Below are 14,404 nucleotides of genomic sequence, written 5' to 3' on the forward strand. Positions count from 1 at the left end.
ACCCGGCAATTACAAGGAAGACAAGAACATGCCGAATGCCAACCTTGCGCCCGCTTCGCTGGTGCGTGCTGCCGTGGTTGCCCTGGCCATGGGCAGCAGCTTGCCGCTGTGGGCCGTAGAGGCACCTGCAAAGGTCCAGGTGCCGACGCTGGCCTACGACGACCGGCAGATCATCCTGGTATGGGAAAAGCCCGCCAGCCATGCCGAGATCGTCGACTACCACGTGTACGCCAATGGCCGGTTGCTGGGTGCAAGCAACGCCAACAACGAGCAGGTGTCACCGGCCAAACCGTACATCGACCGGTTTTACGAGCAGGACCTGCACAACTTCCACCACCGCATCGCCATTCACAGCTTCACCGCCCAAGGGCTTGCCCCCGATACCGAGTACCACTTCACCGTGCGCTCGGTCGATCGCAATGGCAAGGAGTCTGCTGACAGCCCCGTGGTTGTGCAGCGAACCACGGCCATACCGGCGCTGTTCAACGTGCAGCGCTACGGTGCCAAGGGCGATGGCAAGGCGCTCGACACGGCTGCCATTCAGCGTGCCATCGATGCTTGCAGCAAGGGCTGCAAGGTGTTGCTGCCTGCCGGCACGTACAAGAGCGGGGCGCTTTACCTTAAGAGCGACATGACCCTGGAAATCGCCGAGGGCGCTACCCTGTTAGGTTCCGAGCGTGCCGAGGACTACCCGCGCCAGGGCTATATCCAGTACCCGTATTCCACCACCGTGCGTCCGGCCTCGCTGATCAATGCCTTGCCGCGCGACCCGCGTGCGCATCAGGCCTTCGAGAATATCCGCATCGTCGGCAAGGGCACCATCGACGGCAATGGCTGGAAGCGTAACCCGGATGTGCTCGACGAGCGCGGGCAAGCCTTGCCCTTCTACCTGCCCAGCGACAACAGCCGCTACATGCACGATGGCGTGCTGGCCAAGGCTCAGGTGGAGCGGGCGGTTGCCGAGGGCATGAACGTCAAGGACGCCTACGGTCAGATGCGTTCCTCGCTGATTACCCTGCGCAATGTGAAAAACGTGTTCTATGGTGGCTTCACGGTGGTCAACCCGGCCTACCACGGCATCATGAACCTGGAGACGCAGAATGTGGTGCTGGCTAACACCACGCACCGTACCTACGACGCCAACAACGGCGACGGTATCGAGTTTGCCAACAGCCGCGGCGCCCTGGTGTTCAACAACTTCTTCGACACCGGAGACGACTGCGTCAACTTCGCCGCCGGCACTGGGGCGGATGCGGTCCACCAGAAGGCGCAGGAGGAGGCCTGGATCTTCAACAACTATTTCCGCAAAGGCCATGGCATGGTCGTGGCGGGCAGCCATACCGGCGCGTGGATTCAGAACATCCTGGCCGAGGACAACGTCTCCGATGGCACCGATGCCGGGCTGCGCATGAAAAGCACCAACTTCATGGGCGGCGGCGCACGCCACGTCACTTTCCGTGATTCGGCCATCCGCAACACGGCAAAACAGGCCTTCATCTTCACCCTGGATTACAACGACCCGAATGCCAAGCTCGATTACAAGCGCTCGGCGGTGGCGGGGCAGTTCCGGGATATCACGGTCAGCGACGTAAGCGTGGAAAACGCCCGCACCGCTGCCATCGAGGTCAAGGGCGATAGCAGCCATGGCGCCTGGCATCAGGGCCTGGTGTTTGAACGAGTGCGCTTTCGCGGGCCAGCCCCGGTGAAGATCGATGGCCTCAAGGATTCGCGTTTCGACGGGCTTCGCTTCACCGACACCGGGGGTGCCAACCCTTGGCAGGTGCAGGGCAGCCAAGGGCTTGTCTATACGGACGTAGAGCCCGCGCCGGGGCCTCAGGCCTCGCTGTAGAATGCCTGTAGCCGTTGCGCCTCACGCAGGCGCATACGGCTGTTGCTCAGGTGCAGGTACATGGCGGCGCGCGCCGCATCCACCTGGCGGCTGGCGATGGCGTCGTAGATCTGCTGATGTTCGGCATTGATACCGGCCAGGTAGGTACTGCGGTTGCTCTGCCCGGTATAGGCAGAGTTCATGCGCGTGCGGGGGATCATCTTGGTGCCCAGGTGCTTCATGATATCGATCAGGTACTGGTTACCCGCGGCCTTGGCAATTTTCAGGTGGAACTGGAAGTCGGCGTTGGTCGTGCTGCCGGATTTTTCCGGGCCTTGCATCAGGGCTTCCAAGGCTTGCTGCAGTTCTTCGAGTGCCTGTGGCGTGGCCCGTTCGGCGGCCATGCCGGCGGCTTGCACTTCAAGGCTTAGGCGGTATTCCAGCAGGTCGAGCACATCGGACAGCAGGCTGATGGTTGCCGGCCCCACGTTGAAGCTCTCCGGTGCCGGCATGTCCAGCACGAAGGTGCCCACGCCGTGGCGGGTCTCGACCAGGCCCGCTGCCTGCATGCGCGACAACGCTTCGCGTACTACCGAGCGGCTGACGCCTTCGGTTTCGATCAGTGTGGCTTCGGTCGGCAGCTTGTCACCACGCTTGAGCGTGCCCTCACGCATGCGTTGGGCGAAGCGCTCGACCAGTGCTTCGGCCAGGCGGCGAGGCTGTTGAGGGGGGCTGGCGGTCGGGTTCGGCATTACTGTGCTCTTGTGTTGGCAGCGGGCAGTATAGTGCGTTTTGGCCCCGGGCAGCGGGTATACTCCGGGATCTTCCGCTTAGCAAAGGTTCGCCCAATGGCTTCTGCCACCCCGGAAAAACGCCTGAATCTCGCCCAGCAACTGGTGCATGACCTGTCGCAGCAGATTCTCTCGGGCGAATTGCCAGCGGGAAGCAAATTGCCCACCGAAGAAGCCGTGACCAAAGCGCGTGGCGTAAGCCGTACCGTGGTGCGCGAAGCCATGTCACGGTTGCAGGCCGAAGGCCTGGTAGAAACCCGCCGTGGTATCGGCACCTTTGTTGTAGACGCCATCCCGGCAGGTGACTTCCAGAGTGCCAAGCCTGGAATGGGGGGCGCATACAACGAGGTGGCGATCATCGAGCTGCGGCTTTGCCTTGAAGTCGAGGCGGCTGCCATTGCTGCCCAGCGTGCCACCCCAGAGCAACTGGCTGCCATGCGGGCGGCGCTGGATGGGAGTGTCGCTACGCAGTCTGCACCCTGCATGCGTACCGACTTCGAGTTTCACCTGCAGATAGCCCAATGCACGGGCAACAGCTTTTTCATCGACACCATGACCCATCTTGGGCATACCTTGTTGGCTGCGGCCCAGCAAGCAGTGCCAGGTGGCGATGCCGAGCAACGGGCACTGGAGGCGCGGGAGCGTGAGCAAGTGCATGCCGCGATTACCCGCAAGGATGCCGGTGCTGCCCGCGCTGCCATGCGGCTGCACTTGGTCAACTGCCTGACACGTGCCCAGCGCGCGGTCAGCGAGTGTCCGAAAACAGATCGAACATCAATTGCCTGAGCCATCGGTTGGCCGGGTCCTTGATGTACCGTCTGTGCCAGAACAGGTTGATCTCGATGTTCGGCAACTTCACGGGTGGCGGCAGTAAGCGATGATTTGCAGGGCGAACTGAACCGTGCCCGGCAGTTGGCGGGGCAGGCGCAGGCTGCTTGATGGCTTGGGGCGGTGGCTAACCTCACAGCGCATCCCGCGCCTTGCCCCGATACACCCGCAGCACATCCGCCATCACCGCCAGCGCGATCTCCGCTGGCGCCTTGCTGCCCAGGTCCAGCCCAATAGGCATGTGCAGCCGTTCTATCTGCTTGTCGGTCAGCCCGCCAATCCGCTGCAGCCGCTCGGCGCGACGGGCTGACGTGGCCGCCGAACCCATGGCGCCTATATAGAACGCTGGGGTATTCACCGCCTCCATCAATGCCAGGTCATCGATTTTCGGATCATGCGTCAGCGCCACAATGGCGGTAGCCGCATGGCAACCACCCGCAGCAATGAACAGCGAAGGCAGCACCCGATGCATCTGTGCGCCCTCGATTACGACGTGCGCCATCTCCTCGCGCGGGTCGCAGGCGATGACCTCGCAGCCCAGCGTGTGAGCGATATCGGCACAGGCTTGAGCGACCGGCGACAGCCCGGCCAGCACCAACCGCAGGGCAGGGCCAATGCCGATGTAAATTGCGTCGTGGTGCATGCGCACGCCAGCACGGTTGTCGTCATGCACACTGAATTCACCCGCCGGCATACTGACTTTGCGCATGACCCGCTGCTGCCCCAACAGTGCCCCGTGCAACGCATGCAGGTGCTTCAGCCAAGCGCCATCCGCCTGCCGCCGCTCCACCAATACCACCAGCACACCACCGCAAGGTAAGCGCAAGCGCCGGCTCTGTTCCTGGCCGTCTCCGTAACGCACCACCTGTGCCGGTTGGCTGAACGCACCGTGTGCCAGGCTGGCAAGGAACTCCTCTTCCACGCAACCGCCGGATAATGACCCAACCCAATCCTGCGCGCTGCGGCAAGCCAGCATAGCCCCAGGCGAACGGGGTGCCGAGCCGTAGGTGGACAGCACCGTGCACAGCCACACCGTATCCCCGGCCCGGGCCCATTGCAGTGCCTTGTCGACCACCTGTAGGTCGAGATGCTGCATGTTCCGCTCCCTCGCGTCTATCGTGTCAGCCCAGTCGAAAAAGCCGCGCAATGGCTCAATGTCTGTGGCAGTGTTGGGTATCTGGCCAGCCCCACAGGGACCGACATGCAAACTCGCAAAACCGGTGTTCGCGCCCAGCAGGCCGACCGCACCCGGGACAATATTCTCAAGGCCGCAGTGAAGGTCTTCAGCAAGGAAGGCTTCACTGGCGGGCGCATCGAGCAGATCTCCACGCTGGCCAAGTCCAACGACCGGATGATCTATTACTACTTCGGCAGCAAGGAAAAGCTGTTCATCAGTGTGCTGGAGCACATCTATGCCAGCTTCAACCAGGCCGAAGCGAAGCTGCGCCTCGACCTCGCCGACCCTGAGCAGGCCCTGCGCGAACTGGTGGCGTTTATCTGGGACTATTATGTGCGCCACCCCGAATTCGTCACCATCCTCGCCACCGAAAACCTTCACCAGGGCTTGCATGCGCGCAAGTCGCAAAACCTCAGGGCGCTGTCCGGCGAGGCGGTCGGCGTGTTGCGGCCGATCATCGAGGCCGGACAGGCAGAGGGCCTGTTCCGTGACGATATCTGCATTACCCACGCCTACCTGATGATTGCCTCGCTCTGCTACTTCTATAACTCCAACCGCCATACGCTCAGCTCGTTCCTGGCCGTGGACCTGGCCGACAAGCAGGCCAAGGCCGATTGGCTGGCCTTCATCAGTGACCTTGCGCTGCGCGGCTTGCGCCGCTGAGCCTCAGTGGCTGCCAGGGTTGGCGCGTACCTGCGCAGCCTTGGACGCCAGCCCTTGCCAGGCCGGTTTGTCGGCGGCAAAACGATGGCGCAGGTAGGCCGCGAGGTCGGCTACCTGGCGGTCCGACAGGCTGTCCTTGAAACCGGGCATGTAGCCCAGGTCGCGGGTTGCCGGGGTCGGAATGCCGTGCAGCACAACGCGCAGCAGGTTGTCCGGCAGGTCACTATGGACGTTGCTGTTGACCGCCATCGACGGGCTGACGCCAAACAGCTTCGGCCCCAGCCCATCACTGTGACAGGCCAGGCATGCACCTTTGAATACCCGCTCGCCGTTGCTCAGCGACACGTGCGAGTCCACCTGAGGCGCGGCATTGGTGGCCAGTGTCTGCGGCTCGCCATCCAGGGAGCTGAGGTAGTGGGCAATGGCGCGCACGTCGCTTGTTGGCAGGGTGGCAAGCTCACTGACCACCGGGCCCATGGGGCCGGCCGCCACGCCATGTTTTTCGGAGAAGCCAGTGCTGAGGTAGTTGAACAACTCGTCTTCGCTCCACGGCGTCGATGACTTGCCCAGGGCGTTCAAGGCCGGGGCCTCCCAGCCATCGACCATGCCGCCGGCAAGGTAGCTGCTACCGCCTTTTTCTGCGCCCAGCAGGTTGCGCGGCGAGTGGCATGCCGTGCAGTGCCCCAGGCCGTCGACCAGGTAGGCACCGCGGTTCCACTGCGCATTGCGCTGCGGGTCGGGCTGGTATTCGCCGCGTTGCAGAAACAGCGCATTCCAACCGGCCATCAGCGGCCGCTGGTTGAACGGGAAGCGCATCTGGTTGGCGGGCGCTTCCTGGCGTACCGGGGTTTGCGACATCAGGTAGGCATACAGCGCTTGCATGTCGGCGTCGTTGATGTTGCGAAACGAGGTGTAGGGAAACGCCGGGTACAGGTGCCGGCCATCGCGGCTGATACCTTCGCGCATGGCCCGCTCGAAGGCCGCGAAGGACCAGCGGCCGATACCGGTTTCCGGGTCGGGGGTGATATTGGTGCTGTATAGCGTGCCGAAAGGCGTATCCATTGCCAGCCCCCCGGCATTGGCCTTGCCGCCACTGACCGTATGGCACACGGCGCAGTCGCCCGCCGCCGCCACCTGGCGCCCGCGCTCGAGCATGGCGGCGCTCCAGCTGCCGACAGCAGGTGGCGTTACCGGGGCGATTTCGGCGCGCCAGGGCAAGGCGGTGGCAAGCATGCCCAATGCGGCGCCGAACACCCCGGCCAGCGAACCGAACCACCACTTCGAACGCTTGGTTGACGGCTGCGCTGGCGCGGGCGCATCTGGCCCTTGGCCTTCGCCACCGAGCGCAGCGCGCACGCGTTCGGCAGTGATCGGCAGCTCGCGAAACCGAATGCCGGTGGCGTCGAAAATGGCATTGGCGATGGCCGCTGCGCTGGGTACCGAGGCTGACTCGCCACTGCCCATTGGCGGCTCGTGCTGGCGCGGCAGCATCATTACGTCGATAGCTGGCACCTCGGGGAAGGTCAGGATCGGATAGCCGCCCCATTCCTTGCTCGCCACCGTCGACTCTTCGAAGCTGACCTGCTCCTTGAGCGCCCGGCTGGTGGACTGGATGACGTTGCCGTGGATCTGGTGACGCACACCCTCGGGGTTGACCATCATCCCGGCATCGTGGCCGATCACCACCCGGGTGACGGCCACTTCGCCTGTGCGCCGGTCCACTGCGACATCAGCTACCCACGCTGCCCAGGCCGCGCCGAAGCCGGGGAATTTACTGTGGATATAGCGCGCATAGGCAAAACCCCGGCCGCGCAGCACATCACCTTCGGCCTGTGTCTGCATGGGCCGGGTATGCGGCTGCCATTGCGCGCGTTCAGCGGTGGCTTTGACCAGGTCGATGGCGCGCGGGTCGGACAGGTGCTTGAGGCGATATTCGACCGGGTCGACGCCAGCGGCGAAGGCCAGCTCATCAATGTACGACTCGTGGGCGAAGCTGTTGGGCATGGCCGACACCCCCCGCATCCACGAGGCGCGCACCAGTGGCGTCATGTCATTGATGGTGACGCGCATGTGTTCGTAATCGTAAGGCGGGATCGACGTGCGATCGCCCATCTCGAACAGCGCCGGCACCGGTTCCACGGCACCGGTCAGCAGCAGGGCCAGGGTGGGCGCGCCATTGGACGGGTAGCTGGTCTGGAAGTCATAGGCAGCCACGCTGCCATCGGCGTTCAGGCCGCCATCGATTTCCATCAGCTGCGCGGTGCCCTTGGGCTCCCACACGTGTTCCTGTTCGCGGGTCAGTTGCACCCGCACCGGGCGCTGCACCGCACGCGACAGCAACACCGCGTCGGCGCACACGTCATCGGCGCAGTTGCGGCCATAACAACCGGCTGCTTCCATGCGAATGATCTCGATGCGTGCTTCATCGCACGCCAGCAGCCAGGCCAGGTCTGCGCGCAGCAGGTGCGGGTTCTGCGTACCTGACCACACGCGGATCTGCCCTGCGGTGAAGTCGGCCAGCGCACATGATGGGCCGATCGATGCGTGCAGCTGGTAAGGCCACAGGTAGCTGCGGCTCAGGCGCTGGCTGGCGTTGGCGATGCCGCCGTCGACATCGCCCTGGTCCAGCACGGTGCGCTGCACGCGCGGGTTGTCGCGGATGGCCTGGGCGACATCGCTAAGGTCGGGCAGCTTGCCTGTAAAGGGCTTCCAGCTGACTTTCAGCTCATGGGCTGCACGGATGGCTTGCTCTTCGCGCTCTGCCACCACGCCGACGAAGTCGCGGATGACCACCACGGCGACCACGCCGGGTAGATGGGCGATGGAGGATTCATCCACCGCCAGCAGGCTGTTGCCGACAAAGTCGCCGCTGTCATGGCCGGCATAGGGTGGGCGGATGACCCGACCGTGAAGCATGTTGGGCAGGCGCATGTCGTGCACATAGGTCAGCTCGCCGGTGGCCTTGCCAGGGATGTCTACCCGAGGGGCGCTGCGCCCGACCAGGCGGTAGTTCTCGATGGCCTTGAGCGGGGCGTCGTCGGCAATGTGCAGCCGGTGGTTCTCGCCTTGCACCAGTTCGGCAAAACTCAGCGTGCTGCCGTTACTGGCGATAACCGTGCCGTCTTCAATGCGCAGCATTTCGGGCGGGCAGCCAAGGCGCAGGGCGGCCTGTTGCAACAGATAGCGTCGCGCTGTGGCTGCGGCCTTGCGCAGCGGTACCGCGGAAATCTGCAGGGTGGCGCTGGCAATGGTCGCGCCCTGGTTGGGTGCCCGCTCGGTGTCGCCCAGCACCATGTGCACCTGGTCCATGCGCAGGTCCAGCTCTTCGGCGACGATTTGCGCCAGCGAGGTTCGGATGCCAGTGCCCAGGTCGACATGGCCATTGAAGGCGTAGACCATGCCGTTGTCGCTGACCGCGATGAACAACGCCAGCTCACGTTCCTTGACTATAGGTGTCACGCCCTTGGCCACAGGGCCTGAGGGTGGGGTGATCTGGTCGACGATCAGCAACACGCCGGTCTTGGCCAGCAGTTGGTCGCGGCTGGGCACCTGTTGTGAGTGGTTCATGGCTTTCTCCGGGTCTCGGCAGCGCGGCGCACGGCGCGCAGGATTTCGACGTGGGTGCCGCAGCGGCACAGGTTGCCGGACAGCTCATTGCGAATCTGTTCGTCGCTGGGGTCGGTAATGCGATCGAGCAGGGCCTTGGCAGTCATGATCATGCCGTTCATGCAGTAACCACACTGGGCCGCCTGCTCGTCGATGAACGCCTGTTGTACGGGGTGCGGCGCGGCCTTGCTGCCCAGCCCTTCGAGGGTGGTGATATCGCGGCCAGCGGCGCCGGCCAAGGGGATGACGCAGGAGCGGGCGGCCACGCCGTCGATGATCACCGTACACGCCCCACACTCGCCCAGGCCGCAGCCGTACTTGGGGCCGTTCAGGCACAGGTCGTTGCGCAGGATCAGCAGCAGCGGGGTGTCAGGCATGGCGCTGACTTCGACGGGCTGGCCGTTGACCTGCAGGGAGATGGTTATTTGCATTGTTGGCTCATCTCTGGAGGTTGCTTGCGCTACCAAAGGACTCAAATGACGCGAGCGTTTCGGTAAGTACTCACTACATGAAATGAGTGAGCAAGAAGCAGGCCAGAGATGAATTTGCAGAGAGCTGTGGTGGGGGGCAGGGAGGAAGATTGTCGGCGTCTGAGAAATCGAGCGCCGCCCGCGCGGCGCATCGCGCTGTGCCGAACCCCCGATGCGTGTGTAGGAGCGGGTTTACCCGCGAATACGGTGGTGGCGGCAACGGTGATCGGCAGGTGGAGATTGGCTAGCAGGACCGGCCCATTCGCGGGTGAACCCGCTCCTACGACGGCCTGTGTCCAACCACCGATGCGTGTCCAATGTGAGCGAGCTTGCTCGCGATGTGCTTGATCTCTCAGGCCGCGTATCTGTGACGGCCACCGCGGCAGTCACAACAATTTTCAGCCCGCGTTCTCGTCGCTGTCGATCATCTTGCGCAGCAGGTACAAAATGGCTACGCGCTCCCCGGCATTCAGGCTGCCCATGCTCAATTCGCTGATCTGCCGGGCGCAGGGGATCATTGCATCGAGCAAGGCCGCGCCGCTTTCGGTGAGTTCGACGATGACCTTGCGCCGGTCGCCCGGGTCTGGCGAAAGCTGCACCAGCTCGCGCGCCTTCAGGCGCTCGACGATGCCGCGGATGGTTGCCTGGTCCACCGCGGTGGCCTTGATCAGTTCGGCCTGGGAGCTGGGGCCGTGGTCGCGCAGGGCGCACAGGGTGACGAACTGGATCGAGGTAAGCTGCGGGTCGCAGGCCTGCTGCTGGAAGATCGCCGTGTGCCGCTGGTAGGCCTTGCGCAGCAAGTGCCCGACCTGTTCGGTAACGTCGTAGGGGGTGTTGTCGAGCGGGGCGCTGCTGGGGGTGGTTTTTTTCGACATAGGATGGCTTGGGCTGGGTGGAAAGAGGCTGGCCGGCCGCCAATAGCGGAGCGCCCGGCCAGTATAACCCCTATCGCGCTCGCGACTCCTCTGGTGCAACCACGTCGCCGGCCAGCACTACCGCCTTGTCATCCAGGTAGATATCGCAGTTGCGCAGCGGGATGTCCAGGTGGCACGGAGTCTTGCGCTTGCCGCCGACCTCGGTGTTGGGGCCAGTGGAGAACAGGAAGTTGCCGTAGAACGCACGGGCATCCATGCACATGCCGTCGTTGCGGTCGTGCAGGCCCATGGCCGTCCATTGCGCGCGCGGCTGCAGGCCCCAGCCTATGTGCGAGATGCCGTATACCTCGGGGTCGTTGAAGTACTTCATGTAGTCACGCAGGTACTCGGCCTCGAAGCCGCCATGTATGCCGGTGATGAAGCCTTTTTCGATTTCCAGGGTGATGCGCTCGCGGCAATAGTTCTTGAACGGCAGGATGATGTCGCCCACGTCCAGCACCAGCGTGCCCTCGGCGCTGTCCTCGTTCGGCCAGGTGAACAGAAAGCCGCTGGGCCAGTGGTCCCAGCGCCCCGGTTCGTCGGCATAGCCGTACTCAGTCACGGCCGGGTACTGGCCGAGCGGGGCATGGAAGTCGCTACCGGCCTTGGACCGCACATGCAGGCTGCGCGCCTGTTTCAAAAGGGTTTCGGCAGCCAGCACCCGGCGTTTGTCGTCTTCGGTCGGCAGCATGCGCGCCAGCACCTCGGGTGGCTCTACGGCCAGCAGGATGCGCGTGCCGGTCTTGAGAATCTGCTCCTGCTCGGGCGAGTGCAGCAGCATCATGGTGTCGACGACCAGGTCGGCCGCTTCCAGCGCCCGCTGCGCCGCCAGGTTGCCGGTCAGCGCGGTGTCGCCGCAGTAGGCCGTCATGTCGTTGCCCATGGCGGTCGGGTGGTTGAACGCCGGCAGCTCTACCGCATACACCTTGGCCTTCAAACGCTGGGCGGCCTCCATGGCGGCGTTGACCGTGCGCGGGTCGGAGTAGTGGCTCTTGAGCACGGCCACGCTCTGCGTTTCGTCCACGCGAGACAGCTTCAGTACGTGCTCGAACATCTGGGTCAGTTGTGCATTGCTCACCGGCATCGGGGTTCTCCTGGGTGGCGTTGACAGGGGCGCACCATGGCAGTGCCTGGTGCTTCATCTCGGTGCAAAATAATAGTGTGTACACCCTACTTATGCAGATGAAAACGCATCCTGCCAGCGAGCGCAAGTTATCTGTTCAAGCGTTACCTATCCACACATAGTCCAGTATTTACGGTAACAGTCAGCCGGTTTTCGTTTCGTTCAGCTGTTTGAAAAATATTTTAAGCTGGCTCTTTTCAAAAGTCATTTGTAGCGTATACGCTCTAAATAGTCAGGCGGTTGAACCGCTGGCCACCTATCAGAACAAGAGGAGACATACCCATGCGGGGTAGGCAGAAAATCGCAATCGTCGGTGCAGGTCTGGGTGGGGCAGCCGCCGCCACGTTGCTGCAACAGGCCGGGTTCGATGTCGAGGTATTCGAACAGGCTCCGGCGTTCACCCGCCTGGGCGCGGGCATTCATATCGGCCCTAACGTGATGAAAATCTTCCGCCGCATGGGGCTGGAGCAGAAGCTGGAGCTGATGGGCTCGCACCCGGACTTCTGGTTCAGCCGCGACGGCAATACCGGTGATTACCTGTCGCGCATTCCGCTGGGCGAGTTTGCCCGCCGCGAATACGGCGCCGCGTACATCACCATCCACCGTGGCGACCTGCACGCCCTGCAGATCGAGGCCATCCAGCCGGGCACCGTGCACTTCGGCAAGCGTCTGGAAAAGATCGTCGACGAAGGTGACCAGGTGCGCCTGGACTTCGCCGACGGCACCCACACCGTGGCCGACATCGTCATTGGGGCCGACGGCATCCATTCGAAGATCCGTGAAGAGTTGCTGGGGGCTGAAGCGCCGATCTACAGCGGCTGGGTCGCGCACCGTGCACTGATTCGCGGGGTGAACCTGGCACAGCATGCCGATGTGTTCGAGCCCTGCGTCAAATGGTGGTCCGAAGACCGCCACATGATGGTCTACTACACCACCGGCAAGCGCGACGAGTATTACTTCGTCACCGGCGTGCCACATGAGGCCTGGGACTTCCAGGGTGCGTTCGTCGACAGCAGCCAGGAAGAAATGCGCGCAGCCTTCGAAGGCTACCACCCCACCGTACAGAAGCTGATCGACGCTACCGAATCGATTACCAAGTGGCCGCTGCGCAACCGCAACCCGTTGCCGTTGTGGAGCCGTGGTCGCCTGGTGCTGCTGGGCGACGCCTGCCACCCGATGAAGCCACATATGGCCCAGGGCGCGTGCATGGCCATCGAGGACGCGGCCATGCTGACCCGCTGCCTGCAGGAGACCGGGGTGTCGGACCACCGCACGGCGTTCGCCCTGTACGAGGCCAACCGTAAAGAGCGGGCATCGCAGGTGCAATCGGTATCCAACGCCAACACCTGGCTCTACACCCAGGAAGACCCAGCTTGGGTTTACGGCTACGACCTCTATGAGCAGCAGCTTAATAGCGGGGAGGCGGCATGAGCACCTTCGTCGCTGGTGGTAACGTCAGCGCCAATGGCATCCGGCAGCATTACCTGCACTATGGCGGCAAGGGCCATGCGCTGATCCTGGTGCCAGGCATCACCAGCCCAGCGATCACCTGGGGCTTTGTCGCCGAGCGCCTTGGGCAGTATTTCGACACCTATGTGCTGGATGTGCGCGGGCGCGGCTTGTCTTCAAGCGGCCCCGAACTGGACTACGGCACCGACGCTTGTGCTGCGGATATTCCCGCCTTTGCCGCCGCGCTGGGCCTGGATGGCTACCATCTTGTCGGGCACTCGATGGGGGCGCGTTTTGCCATCCGCGCTGCCGCCCAAGGGGCGCCGGGGCTGCAGCGGCTGGTGCTGGTCGACCCACCGGTGTCCGGGCCGGGCCGCCGCGCCTACCCGAGCAAGTTGCCGTGGTACGTAGATTCGATCCGCCAAGCCACGGTTGGCATGAGCGGCGATGACATGCGCGCCTTCTGCGCCACCTGGAGCGACGAGCAACTGGCCCTGCGTGCCGAGTGGCTGCACACCTGCTACGAGCCGGCGATCGTGCGGGCCTTCGATGATTTCCACGGGGTCGATATCCACCAGTACCTGCCCGCGGTGCGCCAGCCGGCATTGCTGATGGTGGCCGGGCGGGGTGGGGTGATCGAGCCCCGTGACATTGCTGAAATGCGCGAGCTCAAGCCGGATATCCAGGTCGCGTACGTGGACAACGCCGGCCACATGATCCCCTGGGATGACCTGGACGGTTTCTTCGCCGCCTTTGGCGACTTCCTCGACCACCCCCTCGTCTGACGGAGCACGAGACATGACCCAGCTATACCGCATCGGCCAGATCGTGCCGAGTTCGAACACCACCATGGAAACCGAAATTCCGGCGATGCTCAACGCACGCCAGGCGATCCGCCCCGAGCGGTTCACCTTCCATTCCAGCCGCATGCGCATGAAGCAGGTGAAGAAGGAAGAGCTGGCCGCGATGGACGCCGAGTCCGACCGCTGCGCAGTGGAGCTGTCCGACGCCAAGGTCGATGTGCTGGGCTATGCCTGCCTTGTGGCGATCATGGCCATGGGGCTGGGCTATCACCGTCAATCTGAAAAACGCCTGCAGCAGGCCACCGCCGACAATGATGCACTGGCGCCGGTGATCACCAGCGCCGGGGCGCTGGTCGAGGCCTTGCATGTGATGAAGGCCAAGCGCATTGCCATCGTTGCGCCGTACATGAAGCCGCTGACCGAGCTGGTGGTGAACTACATCCGCGAGGAAGGCTTCGAGGTGCAGGACTGGCGCGCGCTGGAAATCCCCGACAACCTCGCCGTGGCCCGTCACGACCCGGCCAACCTGCCAGGCATCGTCGCCGGCATGGACCTTGAAGGTGTCGATGTGGTGGTGCTGTCGGCGTGCGTGCAGATGCAATCGCTGCCGGCAGTGGCCAAGGTCGAGGCGCAAACCGGCAAGCCTGTGGTCACCGCTGCCATCGCCACCACCTACGCCATGCTCAAGGCGTTGGACCTGGAGCCGATCGTACCGGGCGCCGGTGCCTTGCTGTCTGGCGCCTACTGAAATC

At 63.6% G+C, this 14,404-nt stretch carries 12 protein-coding genes and 1 pseudogene; 6 read left to right on the forward strand and 7 right to left on the reverse strand.

Features of this window, described 5'->3' with window-relative positions; all coding sequences use genetic code 11:
* The first annotated feature begins 28 nt into the window (after window positions 1-28).
* Window positions 29-1,849: a glycosyl hydrolase family 28 protein gene (locus tag ACF8FG_RS15520; protein ID WP_014590408.1), complete on the forward strand. Its 1,821-nt coding sequence runs from the start codon at window positions 29-31 to the stop codon at window positions 1,847-1,849.
* On the opposite strand, the gene ACF8FG_RS15525 is transcribed toward ACF8FG_RS15520, so the two are convergent.
* Entirely contained in the window at window positions 1,834-2,580 is a 747-nt protein-coding gene (locus tag ACF8FG_RS15525; RefSeq protein WP_012051868.1) for a FadR/GntR family transcriptional regulator, read from the reverse strand. The genes ACF8FG_RS15520 and ACF8FG_RS15525 overlap by 16 nt on opposite strands.
* A 96-nt stretch (window positions 2,581-2,676) precedes the next feature.
* Here ACF8FG_RS15525 and ACF8FG_RS15530 point away from each other — a divergent pair, with 96 nt between their 5' ends.
* Window positions 2,677-3,405, forward strand: coding sequence for a FadR/GntR family transcriptional regulator (locus tag ACF8FG_RS15530; protein ID WP_014590409.1), 729 nt, complete (start codon window positions 2,677-2,679; stop codon window positions 3,403-3,405).
* On the opposite strand, the pseudogene ACF8FG_RS15535 reads toward ACF8FG_RS15530, so the two are convergent.
* Both ACF8FG_RS15535 and ACF8FG_RS15540 read right to left on the reverse strand, forming a co-directional pair.
* A pseudogene (locus ACF8FG_RS15535) lies at window positions 3,365-3,490 on the reverse strand (LysR family transcriptional regulator); the annotation flags it as partial. The gene ACF8FG_RS15530 and the pseudogene ACF8FG_RS15535 overlap by 41 nt on opposite strands.
* Window positions 3,491-3,580: 90 nt before the next feature.
* Window positions 3,581-4,543: an XdhC family protein gene (locus ACF8FG_RS15540; protein ID WP_070383639.1), complete on the reverse strand. Its 963-nt coding sequence runs from the start codon at window positions 4,541-4,543 to the stop codon at window positions 3,581-3,583.
* 105 nt (window positions 4,544-4,648) lie between these two features.
* Here ACF8FG_RS15540 and ACF8FG_RS15545 point away from each other — a divergent pair, with 105 nt between their 5' ends.
* Window positions 4,649-5,287 (forward strand): TetR family transcriptional regulator, encoded by a 639-nt coding sequence (locus ACF8FG_RS15545; protein ID WP_070383640.1) that lies wholly within the window; start codon window positions 4,649-4,651, stop codon window positions 5,285-5,287.
* Window positions 5,288-5,290: 3 nt separating this feature from the next.
* On the opposite strand, the gene ACF8FG_RS15550 is transcribed toward ACF8FG_RS15545, so the two are convergent.
* The 4 genes from ACF8FG_RS15550 to ACF8FG_RS15565 form a co-directional block, all read right to left on the reverse strand.
* Window positions 5,291-8,854, reverse strand: coding sequence for a molybdopterin cofactor-binding domain-containing protein (locus tag ACF8FG_RS15550; protein ID WP_392518940.1), 3,564 nt, complete (start codon window positions 8,852-8,854; stop codon window positions 5,291-5,293).
* Window positions 8,851-9,324 (reverse strand): (2Fe-2S)-binding protein, encoded by a 474-nt coding sequence (locus ACF8FG_RS15555; RefSeq protein ID WP_014590413.1) that lies wholly within the window; start codon window positions 9,322-9,324, stop codon window positions 8,851-8,853. The genes ACF8FG_RS15550 and ACF8FG_RS15555 overlap by 4 nt, the downstream gene beginning before the upstream one ends.
* 437 nt (window positions 9,325-9,761) lie before the next feature.
* Window positions 9,762-10,238 carry a MarR family winged helix-turn-helix transcriptional regulator gene (locus tag ACF8FG_RS15560; RefSeq protein WP_003251120.1) on the reverse strand — a complete coding sequence of 159 codons (477 nt, stop codon included), beginning with the start codon at window positions 10,236-10,238 and terminating at the stop codon, window positions 9,762-9,764.
* A gap of 70 nt (window positions 10,239-10,308) precedes the next feature.
* Window positions 10,309-11,361, reverse strand: a complete 1,053-nt coding sequence (locus tag ACF8FG_RS15565) for a 2,5-dihydroxypyridine 5,6-dioxygenase (protein WP_004577272.1) — start codon at window positions 11,359-11,361, stop codon at window positions 10,309-10,311.
* 321 nt (window positions 11,362-11,682) lie between these two features.
* Between ACF8FG_RS15565 and nicC the strand changes: the two genes are divergently transcribed.
* From nicC to ACF8FG_RS15580, 3 genes are read left to right on the forward strand one after another with little or no spacing between them, the layout of a single operon-like run.
* Window positions 11,683-12,831 (forward strand): 6-hydroxynicotinate 3-monooxygenase, encoded by a 1,149-nt coding sequence (gene nicC, locus ACF8FG_RS15570; protein WP_014590414.1) that lies wholly within the window; start codon window positions 11,683-11,685, stop codon window positions 12,829-12,831.
* Window positions 12,828-13,634: an N-formylmaleamate deformylase gene (gene nicD, locus ACF8FG_RS15575; protein ID WP_318080684.1), complete on the forward strand. Its 807-nt coding sequence runs from the start codon at window positions 12,828-12,830 to the stop codon at window positions 13,632-13,634. The genes nicC and nicD overlap by 4 nt, the downstream gene beginning before the upstream one ends.
* 13 nt (window positions 13,635-13,647) lie before the next feature.
* Window positions 13,648-14,400 carry a maleate isomerase gene (locus ACF8FG_RS15580; RefSeq protein ID WP_003251112.1) on the forward strand — a complete coding sequence of 251 codons (753 nt, stop codon included), beginning with the start codon at window positions 13,648-13,650 and terminating at the stop codon, window positions 14,398-14,400.
* Window positions 14,401-14,404 lie beyond the last annotated feature (4 nt).

The organism is Pseudomonas sp. YQ_6 (genome assembly GCF_043103245.1).
Classification (GTDB): Bacteria; Pseudomonadota; Gammaproteobacteria; order Pseudomonadales; family Pseudomonadaceae; genus Aquipseudomonas; species Aquipseudomonas alloputida.

Excerpts from the sequence above, each read along its gene's own strand:
- ACF8FG_RS15520 (WP_014590408.1), top strand. The coding sequence starts at position 29 with ATGCCGAATGCCAACCTTGCGCCCGCTTCGCTGGTGCGTGCTGCCGTG.
- ACF8FG_RS15525 (WP_012051868.1), bottom strand. The coding sequence starts at position 2,580 with ATGCCGAACCCGACCGCCAGCCCCCCTCAACAGCCTCGCCGCCTGGCC.
- ACF8FG_RS15530 (WP_014590409.1), top strand. The coding sequence starts at position 2,677 with ATGGCTTCTGCCACCCCGGAAAAACGCCTGAATCTCGCCCAGCAACTG.
- ACF8FG_RS15540 (WP_070383639.1), bottom strand. The coding sequence starts at position 4,543 with ATGCAGCATCTCGACCTACAGGTGGTCGACAAGGCACTGCAATGGGCC.
- ACF8FG_RS15545 (WP_070383640.1), top strand. The coding sequence starts at position 4,649 with ATGCAAACTCGCAAAACCGGTGTTCGCGCCCAGCAGGCCGACCGCACC.
- ACF8FG_RS15550 (WP_392518940.1), bottom strand. The coding sequence starts at position 8,854 with ATGAACCACTCACAACAGGTGCCCAGCCGCGACCAACTGCTGGCCAAG.
- ACF8FG_RS15555 (WP_014590413.1), bottom strand. The coding sequence starts at position 9,324 with ATGCAAATAACCATCTCCCTGCAGGTCAACGGCCAGCCCGTCGAAGTC.
- ACF8FG_RS15560 (WP_003251120.1), bottom strand. The coding sequence starts at position 10,238 with ATGTCGAAAAAAACCACCCCCAGCAGCGCCCCGCTCGACAACACCCCC.
- ACF8FG_RS15565 (WP_004577272.1), bottom strand. The coding sequence starts at position 11,361 with ATGCCGGTGAGCAATGCACAACTGACCCAGATGTTCGAGCACGTACTG.
- nicC (WP_014590414.1), top strand. The coding sequence starts at position 11,683 with ATGCGGGGTAGGCAGAAAATCGCAATCGTCGGTGCAGGTCTGGGTGGG.
- nicD (WP_318080684.1), top strand. The coding sequence starts at position 12,828 with ATGAGCACCTTCGTCGCTGGTGGTAACGTCAGCGCCAATGGCATCCGG.
- ACF8FG_RS15580 (WP_003251112.1), top strand. The coding sequence starts at position 13,648 with ATGACCCAGCTATACCGCATCGGCCAGATCGTGCCGAGTTCGAACACC.